The organism is Nitrosomonas sp. Nm166, assembly GCF_900112825.1.
Classification (GTDB): domain Bacteria; phylum Pseudomonadota; class Gammaproteobacteria; order Burkholderiales; family Nitrosomonadaceae; genus Nitrosomonas.
Genome location: NZ_FONE01000037.1, coordinates 1 through 17,853, shown reverse-complemented (window position 1 = coordinate 17,853; position 17,853 = coordinate 1). Strand labels below are relative to the sequence as shown.

At 44.9% G+C, this 17,853-nt stretch carries 17 protein-coding genes; 10 read left to right on the top strand and 7 right to left on the bottom strand.

Going from position 1 to position 17,853, the window contains the following annotated elements; all coding sequences use genetic code 11:
* Positions 1 to 25: 25 nt before the first annotated feature.
* The 5 genes from BM021_RS10965 to def all read right to left on the bottom strand — a co-directional run bounded on the left by BM021_RS10965 (position 26) and on the right by def (position 5,652).
* On the bottom strand, positions 26 to 2,197 hold the full coding sequence (locus BM021_RS10965; RefSeq protein WP_090721077.1) for a sensor histidine kinase: 2,172 nt from the start codon (positions 2,195 to 2,197) through the stop codon (positions 26 to 28).
* A complete protein-coding gene (locus BM021_RS10960) occupies positions 2,197 to 2,796 on the bottom strand; it encodes a DUF4390 domain-containing protein (RefSeq protein WP_090721076.1) in 600 nt (199 codons plus the stop codon). The genes BM021_RS10965 and BM021_RS10960 overlap by 1 nt, the downstream gene beginning before the upstream one ends.
* A gap of 7 nt (positions 2,797 to 2,803) precedes the next feature.
* The gene (gene rsmB, locus BM021_RS10955; protein ID WP_090721075.1) at positions 2,804 to 4,078 is read right to left on the bottom strand and encodes a 16S rRNA (cytosine(967)-C(5))-methyltransferase RsmB; all 1,275 of its coding nucleotides are present in this window, start codon (positions 4,076 to 4,078) and stop codon (positions 2,804 to 2,806) included.
* Positions 4,071 to 5,027, bottom strand: coding sequence for a methionyl-tRNA formyltransferase (fmt, locus tag BM021_RS10950; RefSeq protein WP_090721074.1), 957 nt, complete (start codon positions 5,025 to 5,027; stop codon positions 4,071 to 4,073). Before fmt ends, rsmB begins: the two co-directional genes overlap by 8 nt.
* A gap of 115 nt (positions 5,028 to 5,142) precedes the next feature.
* Positions 5,143 to 5,652: a peptide deformylase gene (def, locus tag BM021_RS10945; RefSeq protein ID WP_090721073.1), complete on the bottom strand. Its 510-nt coding sequence runs from the start codon at positions 5,650 to 5,652 to the stop codon at positions 5,143 to 5,145.
* A 100-nt stretch (positions 5,653 to 5,752) separates the two neighbouring features.
* Here def and BM021_RS10940 point away from each other — a divergent pair, with 100 nt between their 5' ends.
* From BM021_RS10940 to BM021_RS10925, 4 genes are all read left to right on the top strand, one after another.
* Positions 5,753 to 6,787: a LysM peptidoglycan-binding domain-containing protein gene (locus tag BM021_RS10940; RefSeq protein ID WP_090721072.1), complete on the top strand. Its 1,035-nt coding sequence runs from the start codon at positions 5,753 to 5,755 to the stop codon at positions 6,785 to 6,787.
* A gap of 16 nt (positions 6,788 to 6,803) precedes the next feature.
* The gene (gene dprA / locus BM021_RS10935) at positions 6,804 to 7,898 is read left to right on the top strand and encodes a DNA-processing protein DprA (protein ID WP_090721071.1); all 1,095 of its coding nucleotides are present in this window, start codon (positions 6,804 to 6,806) and stop codon (positions 7,896 to 7,898) included.
* A gap of 65 nt (positions 7,899 to 7,963) precedes the next feature.
* Positions 7,964 to 8,422 (top strand): Smg family protein, encoded by a 459-nt coding sequence (locus tag BM021_RS10930; protein ID WP_090721070.1) that lies wholly within the window; start codon positions 7,964 to 7,966, stop codon positions 8,420 to 8,422.
* Between the two features lie 162 nt (positions 8,423 to 8,584).
* Positions 8,585 to 11,098 carry a DNA topoisomerase III gene (locus BM021_RS10925; RefSeq protein ID WP_090721069.1) on the top strand — a complete coding sequence of 838 codons (2,514 nt, stop codon included), beginning with the start codon at positions 8,585 to 8,587 and terminating at the stop codon, positions 11,096 to 11,098.
* A gap of 123 nt (positions 11,099 to 11,221) precedes the next feature.
* Here the strand turns inward: BM021_RS10925 and BM021_RS10920 are convergent, their stop codons facing one another.
* Positions 11,222 to 11,467 carry a hypothetical protein gene (locus BM021_RS10920; RefSeq protein ID WP_090721068.1) on the bottom strand — a complete coding sequence of 82 codons (246 nt, stop codon included), beginning with the start codon at positions 11,465 to 11,467 and terminating at the stop codon, positions 11,222 to 11,224.
* 294 nt (positions 11,468 to 11,761) lie between these two features.
* Between BM021_RS10920 and aroA the strand changes: the two genes are divergently transcribed.
* The 6 genes from aroA (at position 11,762) to pyrF (ending at position 17,052) form a co-directional block, all read left to right on the top strand.
* Complete coding sequence (gene aroA, locus BM021_RS10915) at positions 11,762 to 13,114, top strand: 3-phosphoshikimate 1-carboxyvinyltransferase (protein ID WP_090721067.1); 1,353 nt, start codon at positions 11,762 to 11,764, stop codon at positions 13,112 to 13,114.
* On the top strand, positions 13,111 to 13,803 hold the full coding sequence (cmk, locus tag BM021_RS10910) for a (d)CMP kinase (protein ID WP_090721066.1): 693 nt from the start codon (positions 13,111 to 13,113) through the stop codon (positions 13,801 to 13,803). Before aroA ends, cmk begins: the two co-directional genes overlap by 4 nt.
* A gap of 128 nt (positions 13,804 to 13,931) precedes the next feature.
* On the top strand, positions 13,932 to 15,668 hold the full coding sequence (rpsA, locus tag BM021_RS10905) for a 30S ribosomal protein S1 (protein ID WP_090721065.1): 1,737 nt from the start codon (positions 13,932 to 13,934) through the stop codon (positions 15,666 to 15,668).
* Between the two features lie 9 nt (positions 15,669 to 15,677).
* Positions 15,678 to 15,968 carry an integration host factor subunit beta gene (locus BM021_RS10900; RefSeq protein WP_090721064.1) on the top strand — a complete coding sequence of 97 codons (291 nt, stop codon included), beginning with the start codon at positions 15,678 to 15,680 and terminating at the stop codon, positions 15,966 to 15,968.
* A 176-nt stretch (positions 15,969 to 16,144) separates the two neighbouring features.
* A complete protein-coding gene (locus tag BM021_RS10895; protein WP_090721063.1) occupies positions 16,145 to 16,354 on the top strand; it encodes a lipopolysaccharide assembly protein LapA domain-containing protein in 210 nt (69 codons plus the stop codon).
* An 11-nt stretch (positions 16,355 to 16,365) separates the two neighbouring features.
* On the top strand, positions 16,366 to 17,052 hold the full coding sequence (gene pyrF / locus BM021_RS10890; protein WP_090721062.1) for an orotidine-5'-phosphate decarboxylase: 687 nt from the start codon (positions 16,366 to 16,368) through the stop codon (positions 17,050 to 17,052).
* Between the two features lie 223 nt (positions 17,053 to 17,275).
* Here pyrF and BM021_RS15575 read toward each other — a convergent pair whose 3' ends face one another.
* Complete coding sequence (locus BM021_RS15575; RefSeq protein WP_177186362.1) at positions 17,276 to 17,437, bottom strand: hypothetical protein; 162 nt, start codon at positions 17,435 to 17,437, stop codon at positions 17,276 to 17,278.
* Positions 17,438 to 17,853: the final 416 nt, after the last annotated feature.

The following is a 17,853-nucleotide window of genomic DNA, read 5'->3' as shown; positions in this document are numbered from 1 at the left end:
CCATTATTCATTTTCATGAGGCCATTCATGCCAACTTGATATCTCTTGCTGATATATGTTTTTCTACCGTTGGCAAGATAATTGAAATTTGCGCACCATGCGGTTTAATATTCTCAATATGGATAAGCCCTGCATGCTCCTCAACAATTTTTTTCACAATCGGTAAACCTAATCCTGTTCCTTTCTGCTTAGTAGTCACATAGGGTTCAAAAACCCGAGCTTTGGTCTCATCTGAGAAGCCGCAGCCATTATCACGTATACTCAATTGCACACCTCCATGTACCATCTCGGTTTTCACCTCTATCAGAGGTTCTGCTATGTCAACTAATGCATCCTGAGCATTTTGCAGTAAATTGTGCAGCACCTGCCGTAACTGTGCAGAGTCCCCTCTGACCGCTGGCAAATCCTCTGCCAATGTCTGCTTGATTTGTATGTGCTTATTATGATCAGTTGCCATATGAGTTGTTTCATATAATGACAGCACTTCCCGCACCAACCGATTAAAATCGAGCTGATGTAAATCTAATTCAGGAACGCGCGCATATTGATTAAATTCATTTACCATTTTCTTTAGGGCTTCGACCTGATTGACGATTGTTTCGGTAGAACGCCGCAATATTCTTGCATCATCTTCATCAAGTTTATGAATTAGCTTATGCTGCACCCGTTCGGCGGAAAGTTGAATAGGGGTCAGTGGATTTTTAATCTCATGCGCCAGTCGACGTGCCACTTCGCCCCAGGCGACCGCACGCTGCACTTGCAATAAATGAGTGATATCGTCAAAAACTACTACGCCTCCACCACCTGATATCTGCGGTAGGCGCGTCCCTCGAATCAGTAAAACCTGATTGCGACCATCGTTTAAGCGTGTCAATTGACGCTCCCAAACACCGGCTGCTCCAGAGTTAAAACCCTCTTTGATTTCACCAACCAGGACGTTTAACTGCGGCTCATTGTCCACACACCCTTCAATGATTGAACCATCCAGACTAATCAGCGGTACCTGCAGGATCTGTTCTGCACTACGATTTGCCTTGGATAAGACCAGTTGATCATCAAACACCAATACACCGGATGAAAGATTGGCCAGAATACTTTCCAGATGCGCGCGCGCACTTTCCACTTGCTGTTGATTATGCTGCGCTGTGGCTTGCGCTTCTTCCAATTGCTGCGTCATCAGATTAAAAGACTCTGTCAGTACACCCAGCTCATCGCGGCTCTGCACCAAATGTCGACGGCTGTAGTCGCCTTGCGCAATAGCGCGCGTGCCCTCTGCCAGCATGCCTAGCGGTGCGCTCAGCCTCTCACTGAGCAAAGAAGCTGTCGCTAACGCCGAAAATAGCGACAATAACAGTGCCAGTGTCAATGTGACACTATACAACCGGGTTAATCCCTGGCGCGACAAAGAAAGTTCCTGATAATCCTGATATCCTGCCTGTACTCTCTCAGCATCTTTTGCCAATTGCACAGGAACCGGCTGCAACAGCTGAAGCAGCCGAATATCCTCTTTTAGACTCAACACATTAACAGGAGCAACCACGCGTAAATACAAACCTTTCTCTGCAATGGATTCAACCGCACTATAAGCCTTTTGAATTCGAATATGCCGCATGACCATTGTGTTAGGCACATCAGGAAATAGCACCGAATTACTTTCACTGGAAAATGCAATGACTTTGCCATCCTGATTAAACAAAGTCGCTTCTTCAACTTGTGATTGCAACAGTAATTCGTTGAGCACCAGCAAAGGTGGATTAGAAGATTCAGACAATATCAGCGCAGTAGCTTGTGCTTTCTTTTGTAACTCCTCCAACAGGCTCTCAAGCATGGTATGTCCCAGATTCAGACCGCCTTCGAGGGCACGATCCACCTTCACATCAAACCAGGATTCGATACTTTTTTCAAGAAATTGAACAGATACTGCGTATACTAGAACACCGGGAAGGATGGCCATCAATGAAAAAACCAGCATTAAACGCAGTGCCAGTCTGGACCCGAATACACCTGATTTGAGCCTGCGCCTGAACCGCCACAATAAAAATCCCACGATAACCATGAGAAATAATACAAAGGCGATATTAATACCGAGCAACAGCCGATATTTCCGCTCAAAAAACTCAGTATTGGCGCCTGCTGTAGCCAGCAGGAAAAGCATAACTGCCCCCAATCCTGCGCCAATAATCAGGACATATTTCATTAGTCGCCTTTAACTTGCACTGGCTGCTCTGGTGTTGGTAACTTCATTCGCCATTCCAATTTATCCGAACTCAGATTCCATTGACTGGAACCCAGCGCTTCTATCTGGAATGGTTTGGGCATGCGTGTCAAGTCAAGCCACATGCGTAACGAGGCAATATAGTCGATATCTTGTTTCAACTCAGATTTGATGGTTAATGGATAACCATGCAATTGACCCAAAGCCTGTAACGCTTCCTTTAATGTGTTAAAGCTCTGCGAAAATGAGGGGTAGTTCAAATGGTATTGACGTGTAAGCGCATAATATCTTAGCCCGACTCTTAATTTACCGCGCACAACCTCGTCGTTAAGCCAATACCAGCGCGAATCAACCAAACTGAATTTAGTCACAAAATACAGCACAATACCTTTTTCAAGCGCTTGCTCCAACGTCGCGTTAAGAACGATTTCAGAGTCAACACTGATCTCATAATCCTGCTTAACCGCTGTCAGCGTAACAGACTTTATCCAGATACCCTCCGCTTGTGCGATCGCGACAGGTAATGACAGAATCAACAGCAAAAGTATTGGATTGATATAAAACAACCATATTCGCCACATACTTCGATTAAATTTTATGCAACAAGGTATAAAAGAAACCATCATGCTGAATATCTGGTAACAATTGCCCGTCTATCATGGCTACCCCAGAAAGCGGTAATGGACATGCATCAGGATGATGTTTAAGGAATTTTTCTATTTGCATGGTATTTTCCTCAGCAAAGACTGAGCAGGTTACATACAGCAACTTACCATTCTTCCTCAAAATTTTCCATAAAGCATCGAGAATTGCCTGCTGAGTTGTTGCAAACTTAATCAAATCACTCTCGCGTCGCAGCCATTTAATATCTGGATGCCGGCATACCACACCGGATGCAGAACAAGGCACATCAGCCAGAATACGATCAAACGGCTGACCATCCCACCACATATCGGGATTCGATGCATCGCCACATACCAAATCTGCTGTCATATTCAGGCGCTCAAGATTCTGTTGCACCTGAGCAAGCCTTGCCGAATCATTATCTAATAGCGTTAACGACACATCCGCCAATTCCAGCAAATGTGTGCCTTTACCTCCGGGTGCAGCACAGGCATCCAATACCCGCATGCCATCATGCACATCTAAAAATGTTGCCGCAAGCTGCGCTCCCGCGTCTTGCACGGTCACCAAGCCTTCATTAAAACCTGGCAGATTCTCCACCATTACCGGCTGACTCAGTTGCAGCGCACCAGACCATAACCATTCAGCAGGCATTGATTTCTCTGACAGCAACTGACGATAATCTTCCACGCCGATTTTCCGCTGATTAACCCGCAAAGTCATCGGAGGACGTTTATTGCCTGCTTGCAAGATCGCTTGAAAATTCCATGGATATTGCAATCGCAGCTTGTCGATCCACCATTGCGGATACGAATAACTACTAACATCCTTTTCAGCAGCTTTTTTTAATAAATCTTCACGCTGCCGGATAAAACTGCGCAATATCGCATTTACCAGCCCCTGGATTCCTTTTCCCTGCACTAAGTAACGTGAGGCTGAAACCGCCTGGTTTACCACTGCATGCGAAGGTGCCTTACTGTATTGCAATTGATATAAACTTACCAGTAGCAAATGATACAGAGACCTATCATGCAACGTTTTTTTCAGTAAAAAGCCGAGGATTGCTTCGAGTTGTGCATAAAAACGCAACACACCATAACTCAAATCTTGAATGGCGCCTCTCTGCTGCTTCGACAACATGGGCTCAGCACGCCACACCTCCTGTAGCACTCCGGTTAAATTGGCTCCAGCCAGTACCTTGCCGATTACAGAAGTGGCAACAAGCTGTGCTTTAATCATACTGTGCGGCAAAATGATCCACTGCTAGAAAATAGTCGCCCGGCTGCACATTATTGCCAGCTAGAAAATCTATTACATTTAATTTCTTGCCTCCGGGCTTCTGCACCATTTCAACCCGTAGCATGCCAGAATGGCATGCCACTGTAATACCTTCACGATCGACTGCGACAATTTCACCAGGTTTGCCAGTCTTCCCTGCAATCGATTTAGCTTGCCAAATTTTCAAAACGCTATCACGAAAATAAGTATAGGCACCTGGAGTTGGGTTAAACGCTCGCACAACGCGATCCACTTGCTCCGCACTCTGGTGCCAGTCAATTGCTGCTTCAGTTTTTTTTATTTTGGCCGCATAGCAAGCTTGCGTTTCGCCCTGCATGACAGGAACCAGCTTACCCTGCTGCAATAATGCCAGCGCCTCAACAATACTCTGCGCCCCCAGGAGGCTTAGCTTGTCGTGCAATGATTGCGTGGTATCATCTGGAGTGATGACCACCCGATGTGTTAATAAAACCGCGCCAGTATCCAACCCTGCATCCATCTGCATGATCGTAATGCCAGTCTCATGATCGCCTGCCAAAATAGCACGCTGAATCGGTGCAGCACCACGCCAACGCGGCAGTAGCGAGGCGTGGATATTCAAACACCCCAGATGAGGAATATTTAATACGGCTTGCGGTAGAATTAACCCATACGCCGCTACAACCATCACATCTGCATTCAATGCTCGCAACTGCGCTTGTATATCGGGAGTTTTAAGCGTTAACGGCTGCAATAATGCAAGGCCGTGCTGCTCGGCAAGTAACTTGACCGCACTGCCCCCCGGCTTCATTCCCCGACCAGCGGGACGGTCTGGTTGAGTTAACACAAGCATGATCTCATGCTTTGCTTTGATTAATGCATCCAGTGCAGTAGCGGCAAAAACAGGGGTTCCAGCGAAAATAATTTTCATCTTAAACGAATCGACTTACTCATCTATATCGTCGTTCTGATCCTATTCAATGTCACTGGAAGGAAAATATTCACTGGCAGGTTTTTTATGTTAGACAGCTCTTATAAAAGCACACTTACACGTGTATGGCGCTCCGCTGTTTTTTCTTTAGTTTCGCCAGCATACGCGATTGCTTGAGTTGTGACCAGTATTCAACAAATACTTTTCCAGCCAAATGATCCATTTCATGCTGAATACATACTGCCAGCAATCCGTTGGCATCCAAAACATAGGATTCCCCTTCAGCATTCCAGGCTCTTACAGTGACAGATTCAGCGCGCTGCACTTTTCCATAAATACCTGGAACCGACAGGCAGCCCTCCTCATAATCAGATATACCGTTACTGGCGATAATTTCCGGGTTGATCAAAACAAGTAGCTGATCATGCGTTTCAGAAACGTCAATCACAATAACACGCTTATGAACATCCACTTGCGTTGCTGCTAGCCCTATTCCAGGCGCAGCGTACATCGTGTCAGCCATGTCTTTTACTAACAAACGAATTTCGTCAGTGACTTGTGCTACGGGAGCCGCTACCGTATGCAGTCTTTCATCCGGGTATTGTAATATTTTCAAAATAGCCATGAAAAAAATGTGTAGCTTAATAAATAAAATGATTAGTTAGACCGTATGATTAGCCAATCATTCTATGTCCTCTACAATTAATTCGCCAGCGGAGCCATCCATGCAACAACCTATTATAGCTGTGATTTTATCCCTAGGCCTGCTTTGTGCTACCGCAGCCAAAACGGAGAGCATTATACTGCGAAGCGATACGCCAGATCACCATGTTGTCGTGCCAGGCGATACTTTATGGGGAATCGCGTCCCGATTTCTTATAGATCCCTGGCGTTGGCCTGAAATTTGGGGATTAAATCGCGAGCAAGTCAAAAATCCGCACAAAATCTACCCCGGCGATATTGTAATACTGGAAAAATCACTGCATGGCATTCGATTACGTCTTGCAGAAGACAAAAGCTCCATTAAAACAATTAAATTATCGCCCAAGATTCGCACAGAGCAATCGGTCACTGCGGCTATTCCCAGTATTCCGGCAGCCACCATTGAGCCTTTTTTAAGCCAGCCGTTAATCATTGAAAAAGATGGCCTTGACAAAGCGCCATACATACTGGGCTCCAGTGAAGGCCGGGTTGCTTTGAGCACTGGCAACACGGTTTACGTGAGCGGCTTACCTGAAGATAAAGGTACTGCCTGGCAAATTTTCCGTCCTGGCAAGGCGCTTACAGATCCCGACCAGAAGGGGCAAATTCTCGGTTATGAGGCAACTTACTTGGGGAATGCCAAGGCCAATGTTTTTGCTGATGTAAGCACGGTAATCATAACGCGCGCTAAAGAAGAGATTCTGAGAAGCGATCGTCTGGTTCCTTCGCCCGATCTCATATTTAATAATTACGCACCTCATGCACCGGAGATTCCCATTCACGGGCGAATTATTTCAGTTTATGGCGGCGTCACTGAAATTGGCAGAGGTGCCATTGTTACATTGAATAAAGGCAAACTGGATGGTCTGGAAATGGGACATGTACTGGCTATTTATCGAAAAAGTCAAGCCAAATCTCTCAAAGGGGAAATGGTACAATTACCGGATGAAAGGACCGGATTGGTATTTATATTTCGTGTTTTTGATAAAATATCCTATGCACTGGTCGTACAAAGCACACATTCCATCCGAGTTCTCGATGCGGTAAAAACTCCCTAATCCATGCTGTACATTCATGAAACATGCACCAGATATCGAATCATGGCTAAACCTTAACCTGATTGATGGTTTGGGCGGCGAATCAATTCGCCGGCTTCTGGTCGCCTTCGGTCATCCTGCGGCTATCCTTGCGGCACCTATCACTGCACTCGAGCGCATGGTGAAAAATCCAGTCGCCCAGCGTATCAGGCAAGGAGCTGATCACAATAAAATTGCTGAGGTATTTAAATGGCTAGAAGCCCCAAGCAATGCCATCATTACTTTGGCTGATCCTGACTACCCGGTGCAACTACTCAATATTGCCGACCCACCCCCATTACTTTATTTCAAGGGACGCAGGGAGCTTTTACGGCAACCTGCTCTGGCGGTCGTAGGTAGCCGTAATGCCACACCGCAAGGCTTATCCAATGCCGAAGCTTTTTCTGAGGCTGCCAGTAATGCCGGGCTTTGCATCATCAGTGGCCTGGCATTGGGCATCGACACAGCTGCTCATCAGGGCGGCTTGCGCGGCTCTGCTGGCAGTATTGCTGTTGTCGGTACTGGCCTGGATATTGTTTATCCCGCAAAAAATCATCCCCTCGCCCATAAGTTAGCAAAAGAAGGGGCATTGATTTCCGAATTTCCACTCGGCACACCTGCCATTGGAAGAAATTTTCCACGCAGAAACCGCATCATCAGCGGCATGAGTCAGGGCTGCCTGGTGATAGAAGCCGCATTGCGCAGTGGATCACTCATTACAGCACGACAGGCTCTGGATCAGGGACGTGAGGTCTTGGCAATCCCAGGCTCTATTCATTCACCTCTTTCAAAGGGCTGTCATGCATTGATTAAACAGGGCGCAAAATTGGTAGAGAGTACTCAAGATATTCTGGACGAATTAAACTGTCTCCCATCAACCATTGTCAAACCCAGGAAAGAAGAACTCTCGATTGGAGAAGTAACTGAAAATACACTGTTACTCAAACACCTAGGTTATGACGTCATTGACATGGATACTTTGTGCGCCCGAAGTGGCTTGACGGCTGAAGTAGTATCAGCCATGCTATTAACGCTTGAGCTTGATGGTCAAGTTAGCAGTTTGCCAGGTGGATACTATCAGAGAATTCAATAATATTTGACTGAGAGTCAACCAGAAACTGCTGATTCTGTAAACATACTTGTAACTTACTAAAACACATGTTCGATATACTTGTTTATTTATTTGAAAACTATTTTGATTCGGGCAGCTATCCGGATTCCGCCACGCTGACTCGCAAACTCGCCATGGCCGGCTTTGCGGATGAGGATATTACCGAAACGCTGGATTGGCTTTCAGAGCTTGAACGACATGATATTGGTAATTATTCCGCCAGCCTCGCTGAAAACGATTCATTCCGCTGTTACACGGATTTTGAAATGGAAAAAATCGATACCGAAGGACGAGGATTTATTACCTTCTTAGAGCAAGCCGGTATCATTAATCCGTTACAGCGAGAATTATTAATTGATCGAGTGCTAACGATGGATGAAAAATCGTCCAGTCTTGAAAAAATCAAATTGATCGTTTTAACAGAACTATGGATTCAGAACCAGCTCACTGATGACACGATCCTTGCAAAATTGATGGTTGTCAGTGACTCTCATTATTGGCACTAAGCTTAAATCGTATTCTTTAGGTAGTCATGGCGAACAATCGTTAGAGTGAATATATTTAAAAACACTCATCAGATATGCTTGCAACCTTTATTCATAATGTCCATTCAGCAGTCATTATCATGCTTGGTAATGCATTGATGCATATTCCATCGTAGGAAGTTCATGAGTAAGTCATTGATCATTGCTGAGAAACCTTCTGTTGCAGCCGATATTGCGCGAGCACTGGGTAATTTCGCAAAACAAACCGATTACTTCGAGAGCGATCAATATATCGTCTCTTCGGCGGTGGGACATTTGCTTGAACTGGCCATTCCGGAAGAATATGAAGTAAAACGCGGGAAATGGAATTTTGCAAATTTGCCGATTATTCCCCCGTACTTTGACTTGAGTCCGATTGAAAAAACTTCATCACGCCTAAAGCTTCTCAGTAAACTCATCAAACGTAAAGACGTGGATACCCTGATCAACGCATGTGATGCAGGGCGTGAAGGCGAATTGATTTTTTCTTATATTCTGCGTCATGTAGGTACTAAAAAGCCCGTCAGACGGCTTTGGCTGCAATCCATGACACCCGATGCGATCCGTGAAGGATTTAACAAATTATTGGATAGTTCACAAGTCCAGTCACTCGCTGAAGCTGCTGTTAGCCGTTCAGAATCAGACTGGCTGGTTGGGATTAATGGCACGCGCGCCATGACTGCTTTTAATTCCCAGGAAGGCGGATTTCATAAAACTACGGTCGGTCGGGTGCAAACACCTACCTTGGCGATACTTGTCGAACGTGAAGAAAAAATCAAAAAATTCCGTCCTCAGGATTATTGGGAAGTCCATGCCACATTCGCAACCGACAAAGGCAACTACATCGGCAAGTGGTTTGATGAAAAATTCAGCAAAGATAAAGTCAATCAGGAGTTAAAACCTGAGCGATTATGGGAGCAGCAAAAAGCCGAGGCTATTCGTGACAGATGCCAGGGAAAACCTGGTCAAGTAAACGAAGAAAGCAAACCCAGCAAAGAAATCTGCCCGTTGCTTTATGATCTGACCAGCTTACAACGAGATGCCAATAGTCGTTTTGGTTTTTCTGCCAAGGTCACACTCGGCCTGGCGCAGGCTTTGTACGAAAAACATAAGGTATTGACTTATCCGCGAACAGACTCCCGCGCACTGCCGGAAGATTATATCGATACTGTTAAAGATACCTTGCAAAACCTGGAAAATACCAACTATGGAAAATTTGCCCGGCAGATCTTGGCATCAAACTGGGTTACCCCCAACAAACGCATTTTTAATAACACCAAGATCTCGGATCACTTTGCCATTATCCCGACTGCACTCAATCCAGCAAAATTAAATGAAGCCGAAGCAAAGCTGCATGATCTGGTTACCAAACGCTTCTTGGCCATTTTCTTTCCGGCTGCCGAATTTCTGGTGACTACCCGCATCACCCGGGTTGAAAATGAGCCTTTCAGAACTGAAGGCAAAGTCATGGTTAATCCAGGCTGGCAAGCGGTTTATGGCAAATCTGCCAACTTGGATGATCAGCAAGATGATACAACACTCGTGGCAATAACGCCTGGAGAACTCGTCGCTACCGAAGATATCAAAATTATTGCCCATCAGACTCGCCCACCGGCAAGATTTAACGAAGCAACACTTCTTTCGGCAATGGAAGGAGCAGGCAAACTGGTAGAAGATGAGGAATTACGCGCAGCCATGAGTGCAAAGGGTTTAGGTACACCAGCAACACGCGCAGCCATTATTGAAGGCCTGGTATTAGAAAAATATCTCCAGCGCGTGGGACGCGAACTGCATCCAACTGCCAAGGCCTTTTCACTGATTACATTACTACGTGGCCTGCAGATTCCTGAATTGATATCACCTGAGCTAACCGGTAACTGGGAATTTCAATTACGTCAAATTGAGCAAGGTCATTTAAAACGCACCGCATTTATGGAAAAAATCGCCGAAATGACGCGCCATATAGTGGAGCAGGCCAAAACTTACCGCGGAGAAACCATTGCCGGTGATTTCGCCGTCCTTAAATCACCTTGCCCCAAATGCGGCGGCATCGTGCACGAAACTTATAAAAAATTCCAATGCCAGAAATGCGATTTTGCCCTCTGGAAAATCCTGGCAGGACGCCAGTTTGAAGTTGAAGAAATGGAAACTTTAATCACCCAGCGCGAGGTAGGTCCACTGCAAGGGTTTCGCAGCAAAACGGGGCAATCGTTTAATGCCATTATCAAACTCACCGACAACTTTGAAATGAAGTTTGATTTCGGGATTCATGATGAGAATCATGAAGAAGTTGATTTCAGTGATCAAACTCCTTTAGGTGAATGCCCAAAATGCCATCATGTGGTTTATGAGCATGGCCTGCATTATGTCTGTGAGAAATCTGTTGGTGCAAACCGAACATGTGATTTTAAAACAGGAAAGATTATCCTCGAGCGTCCCATAGAACGTGAGCAAGTGACCAAACTGCTGGAAACGGGAAAAACAGATCTGCTTACCAAATTCATTTCCAAGAAAGGCAGACCTTTTTCAGCCTACTTAGTCAGGAATGAGGATGGTAAGATAGGTTTTGAGTTTGAGCAGAAAGCTCCCAAGAAAACAACTGAAGCCAAATCAAAAACCAAACAACCAAAAAATACAGCAACCAAAACAGCTTCTTGAAAAGAAAAAATTTGGAGCTTTTTATTTTTACCAAAAAACTACACCCGTTACCTCAGAAAAACATTCGGGCATCCTTTAGCCTTTGATCGCCCGAATATCTGGTTTGCCTATGCACAGTGAAGATCAGGTATAAAAGTTGATGATGTACTTAATCACCCCACTGGAACCTATGATAATCATGATGAGCCCTCCCACAATCGCGGTCCCCTCTATAACGATAGAAAAAAGCGCCCACGCTGTATTTTCAAATTCTTCTTCCCCCAAAACGTTTTTGCGCCTCGCTCTGCGACTCTTTACCCATAACTGTAGCCAGATGGCGACAGGAATAGCCAGCAAAGAAAACATCAAGGCAATTTCTGCATCTTCCATTCACAACCTCTTTTTTCTGTAAAAATAGTACAACAATTTTAACGTGCGCCAATTAATCCGGCATCAAAAACGGCATCTTTTAAAGTATCGCAAGCAAAAAAGATGCCCTTCATTCAGTATCAAACACGATAGATTACCTTAAACAAGAGAGTTTGATAAAGAACCTTTCCAAAATTAGTGAATCAATCCAGATCACTTCAGTACAGCTATTGATAGCTTGAAGAATTAATAAAATTTATATTTTCCGAATGTTTTTATGCGATATCATCTACTCATTTTAACATCTTACACATCATGAAATGGCTTGATCTTCCCTTTGTAAAAACTGCCCGCGGCATGGTGCAATTACCGGGATCAAAAAGTATCTCCAACCGGATTTTGTTATTGGCCGCATTAGCGGAAGGTACCACACAAGTTCATGATTTATTAGCTTCTGATGATACGGCACGGATGCTGGACGCACTTACCAAATTAGGCATCTCGATCACACAAATAGACAAGAACGATTACAGCATTATTGGAGGAAACGGAACATTTCCAGTTAAACAAGCTGACTTATTTCTCGGTAACGCAGGCACCGCTTTTCGACCTTTAGTCGCAGTATTATCTTTAATGCATGGGCATTATCGATTATCCGGCGTATCGCGCATGCATGAACGACCGATTGCAGACTTAGTGGACGCATTACGTCAGCTAGGTGCGAATATTATTTACTTGGCCAATTCTGGCTTTCCTCCTCTGGAAATCAAGCCTATGGATTCATTTATCGAAAGCAATACCTATTTTGTTACTATGAAAGGCAATGTTTCCAGCCAGTTCCTGACCGGGCTACTGATGGCGCTGCCGCTAAGTGAGAAAAAATCCATTATCCAGGTATCGGGTACTTTAATCTCACAGCCTTATATTGAATTGACGCTCGCGCAAATGCAGCGGTTTGGCGTAAATGTGGAGCGGACCGATTGGCAGCAATTTAGCATACCAGCACACCAAGGTTACCGTAGCCCAGGTCATATTACCATTGAAGGTGATGCATCCTCAGCCTCATATTTTCTCGCCGCAGGCGCAATCGGGCGTGGTCCGGTGCGTGTTCAGGGCGTTGGCCGCGATAGTGCCCAAGGTGATGTGCGCTTTGCCGCAGCACTGGAAATGATGGGAGCAAAAATAGCCATGGGAGAAAACTGGATTGAAGCCAGCAACGCAGAAACAGGCCACACCGGAAAATTTCTGCAGGCCATTGATTTAGATTGCAATCATATCCCCGATGCCGCGATGACGCTTGCAGTAACTGCATTATTTGCTGAGGGTGCTACAACATTGCGCAACATTGCCAGCTGGCGTTTGAAAGAAACGGATCGCCTCACTGCCATGTCCACTGAACTTCGCAAACTCGGCGCAACTGTCGAAGAAGGCGCAGATTATTTACGCATCATTCCACCTGTCAATGGCCTGATTCCACATGCAGCCATTGATACTTATGATGATCATCGCATGGCGATGTGCTTTTCTCTGGCATCACTCGGTGCGCCTATACGCATCAATGATCCGGATTGCGTTACAAAAACATTCCCTCACTATTTTGAAAAATTTTCTCAAATCACCCATCCGGAAAATAAAATAAACCCCACCAAATCCTCGATCCCAATATGAATGATTACCTGCAAGCCGATGAAATTCCTGTTATCGCCATTGATGGACCATCTGCATCCGGCAAGGGCACTATTGCTCAATTGGTTGCCAAAAAACTCGGGTTTCACTATCTGGACAGTGGCGCGCTTTACCGGTTGGTTGCATTAAAAACGGCACAATCCCAGGCAGATATTGAAGATAAAGACTTGCTCGCAGATATCGCCAGAAACCTGAATGTATTATTTAAAAATGAGGTCATTTATCTCGATGGCAAAAACGTTACCGATGACATCCGCACTGAAGAATGTGGCATTTTAGCCTCTCAATTAGCAGCTTATCCACAAATTCGGGAAGCGCTTACAGAACGTCAGCGCAAATTCCGTCAGCCGCCTGGCTTGGTTACGGATGGACGTGACATGGGATCCGTCATCTTTCCCAACGCCATTCTGAAAATATTTCTTACGGCCAGTGCCGAGATTCGCGCACAAAGGCGATATAAGCAGTTGAAGGAAAAAGGAATAAATGCTAATATAATTGATTTATTGCAGGATATTCAGAAACGTGATGAACGCGATAGCAATCGCAGCATCGCTCCCTTACAGCAAAGCACCGATGCAAAATTGCTTGATACCACTTCACTCACCATATCCCAGGCACAAGATGCTGTTCTCTGCTGGTATAATGAAATCTTTGCAAAAATTCGCGTTTGAAGATGAATCGCATTACTTCTTTCTGAAGAAAGAAGGAAGTGGTTTATTTTTCAAACATTTTATTAACTAACCCAGCCTGCCAGGTCAAACCAGGCAGGGCATTACATTAATTAGGTATTTTTTATATAATGACTAAAGCTGCCACTGCAACCCAAACTCCAACCCAGAATCCAACCCAGAAATCACCAGAAAGTTTCGCTACCCTCTTCGCAGAAAGTCTCTCGCGTCAAGAAATGCGCGTTGGTGAAGTCATCACCGCCGAAGTTGTTCGTGTTGACTACAATATCGTTGTCGTTAATGCCGGACTCAAATCAGAAAGCTTTATTCCTGTCGAAGAATTTAAAAATGATCGTGGTGAAATTGAAGCTAAGCCAGGAGATTTTGTCACCGTAGCCATTGAATCTCTGGAAGATGGGTATGGAGAAACACGCCTCTCGCGCGACAAGGCCAAGCGCCTGACTGCCTGGCATGATCTGGAAGAAGCAATGGAAAGTGGCAAAGTTGTTACTGGCCTGGTAAACGGCAAAGTCAAAGGCGGCTTGACTGCCATGATCAACGGTATTCGCGCATTTTTGCCAGGCTCACTGGTCGACATCCGTCCTGTTAAGGACACGACCCCTTATGAAAATAAGGAAATGGACTTCAAAGTCATCAAACTGGATCGCAAGCGCAATAATGTGGTAGTTTCGCGCCGCGCCGTATTGGAAGCAACACAAGGCGCAGACCGCGAGACCTTATTGTCCAACTTGCAAGAAGGGGCCGTCGTGCATGGCGTGGTCAAGAATATTACCGATTACGGCGCCTTTGTCGATTTAGGCGGCATTGATGGATTACTGCATATTACCGATCTGGCATGGCGTCGTGTAAAACATCCATCCGAAGTGGTTAATATTGGAGATGAAGTCACTGCCAAGGTGCTCAAGTTCGATCAGGAAAAGAACCGTGTATCCCTGGGCATGAAACAATTGAGCGAAGATCCATGGGTTGGTCTGTCACGACGCTATCCACCACGCACCCGTCTATTTGGCAAGGTGACCAATTTGACCGACTATGGCGCATTTATTGAGATCGAGCAAGGCATTGAAGGACTGGTGCATATTTCTGAAATGGACTGGACGAATAAAAATGTCTACCCATCCAAGGTCGTTCAGCTGGGAGATGAAGTCGAGGTCATGATTCTTGAGATTGACGAAGAGCGCCGTCGCATCTCGCTGGGCATGAAGCAATGCCAGCCTAATCCATGGGAAGAATTTGCTGCAAGCCATGAAAAAGGCGATAAAGTCAGCGGGCAAATCAAATCGATCACAGACTTTGGTGTATTTATTGGACTACCTGGCAATATTGATGGCCTTGTGCATTTGTCTGACTTATCCTGGAATCAACCGGGAGAAGAAGCGGTTCTTAATTATAAAAAAGGCGATGAAGTAGAGGCGGTCATTTTATCTATCGATGTGGAACGCGAACGCATTTCACTCGGCATCAAACAAATGGAAAGTGACCCATTCACCAGCTTCGTCGCAGAGCACGATAAAAACAGTATTATAGAAGGTACGGTGAAATCGATTGATGCCAAAGGTGCTGTCATTGCGCTGACCGATGAGGTGGAAGGTTATTTACGCGCATCTGAAGTTTCGCGTGATCGCGTTGAAGACATTCGCACTCATTTAAAAGAAGGCGATAAAGTCGAGACCATGATCATTAATGTCGATCGCAAAAACCGCACCATTAATCTTTCCATTAAAGCGAAAGATAAATCTGACGAAGCCAGCGCCATGCAAAAAATTAAAACACCTGTAAGTGCGGGCACAACCAGCCTGGGTGCCTTGTTGAAAGCTAAAATGGATAGCAAAAATACAGAGCAATAAGGAAAATTCATGACAAAATCTGAATTAATTACTCGACTTGCGGCACGCTTCCCGCAATTGGTTACCAAAGATGCTGAGCTCTCTGTCAAAACCATTATCGATGCTATGGCAAAAAGCTTATCCAAGGGCCAGCGCATCGAAATACGCGGTTTTGGTAGTTTTGATCTAAACTACCGACCTCCGCGTATCGGTCGCAATCCCAAATCTGGCGAAAAAGTCAAGGTGCCGGAAAAATACGTTCCGCATTTTAAAGCCGGTAAAGAAATGCGAGAGCGTGTTGATTATAAAGATAATAAATAATAAATAATAAATAATAAACACTGAAGCAATGATGCTTAGTTTTAATTGGCTTAGTTTTAATTGGGACAGTCAGCCGCATAGATATTAAATATCTTAGCAACTGGCTACCCAAATTTTACTCAGGGCAGTAAAAATATATAATTAATCCCTTATCAACTCGTACGGGCTAACTCATCATGATGAATCTACTCGCATGGCTTTTGCGTATTGTAGTTTTTGTAATCCTTGCTGTTTTTGCATCCAAAAACTCACAACCTATCATGTTGCAATATTACCTGGATCAATCCATCGAGCTCCCGCTCAGTGTCGCGCTTTTAATATTCTTTACACTGGGTACTTTAATCACGCTATTATTTGCACGCCGCAGCCCTCGTTCAAGCAAATAACCAGCTCTGTCATGAATGACCCTCGCGTCATCGTTGCACTTGATTTCAGCCGTGCGGCAGATGCCTTAAATTTAGCTGACAGGTTGGCGCCTCAGGTATGCCGCCTGAAGGTGGGAAAGGAACTCTTTACCGCTGCGGGTCCGCAACTGGTTGAAAAACTGATGCTCAAAGGGTTCGATATTTTTCTGGACCTGAAATACCACGATATCCCCAATACCGTGGCAAACGCTTGCAAAGCCGCCGCTAGCCTGGGTGTATGGATGATGAATGTACACGCACTGGGTGGCCGGAAAATGTTAATGGCTGCGCGCGAGGCAATACCATCAGGATCGACCAAACTTATTGCAGTTACATTACTGACCAGTATGGATCAGGACGATCTTGCCGATATTGGTTTGCAAGGCCAACCTGAGGAAATTGTGGAGCGCCTGGCGCGATTAGCTGATGACTGTGCACTGGATGGCGTGGTTTGTTCAGCGCTGGAAACGGCGCATTTGCGCCAGTTAGTAGGTGATCACTTTATCCTGGTGACTCCCGGCATTCGGCTGGCCGGTGGCCAAGCTGATGATCAGAAAAGAATTACCACACCCCGGCAAGCCATACAAAATGGATCAAGTTATTTAGTCATTGGCAGACCGATCACTCAGGCCGATGACCCGTTTTTGATTTGCCAGCGGTTAAGTGAAGAGATATCCTGACTCTTAATAGTACCTCTTTAGTTAGGATAATTCTAAGATAAAACTTTCATGTGTAATCGTGAGCATGCCCTCAATCATCAAGGGCCAATCAATGAGGCCGCTCCTTTTCTATGAAGTCAAATTCACTTCTTAATCATTTTTTCTTGAATAATCTTTCCAAGCGTCATAAGCAAGATAATATACAAAAACAATAAAAATACACCCCATCATTCCCATTAATATACTATTCAGCATTTTCTAATCTCTCCAGTAATTGTTTTATCTTTTTATAATTCCAAACACCAAAGCCGACTACACCTATTAAGCCAATCATTGATAAAAAAAGAACCACAGCACTTACTGTTAAATAATTGTTAGCAGCCCACCCCAACAACCCAAGAATCATTGCTATTGATATAACACAGAATGGGGCAAGCTATTAGTTATTTAGTCATCGGGCAAGCCAATCACTCAAGGAAAGTGATCCCCTTTATTATGTGGTAGCAAATTAAAGCAGCTTAATCAGCGCCACAATAACTGCTGCTTGCACCACTGCTAAGCCGACACTCCATTTAATTAACCGGTTTTCCGTTTCCATCAAGTCACTTTTAGACATCACTGAATGTTCTCCTTCAGCAACAGCATCCTTTTGCGCTTCGCAGAGCTTTTGCCTGATTAGGAAGCGCATGCTTCCCAGTTTCTAGACAATTTAGCATACACATATTGGGAGAACTTTGCACGGTCAGAGCCAGTTTCAGATGCGATTAATGATATAATAGTGTTTTTAATCATACAATTGAGTTAATTGATATGAGCTTTTCG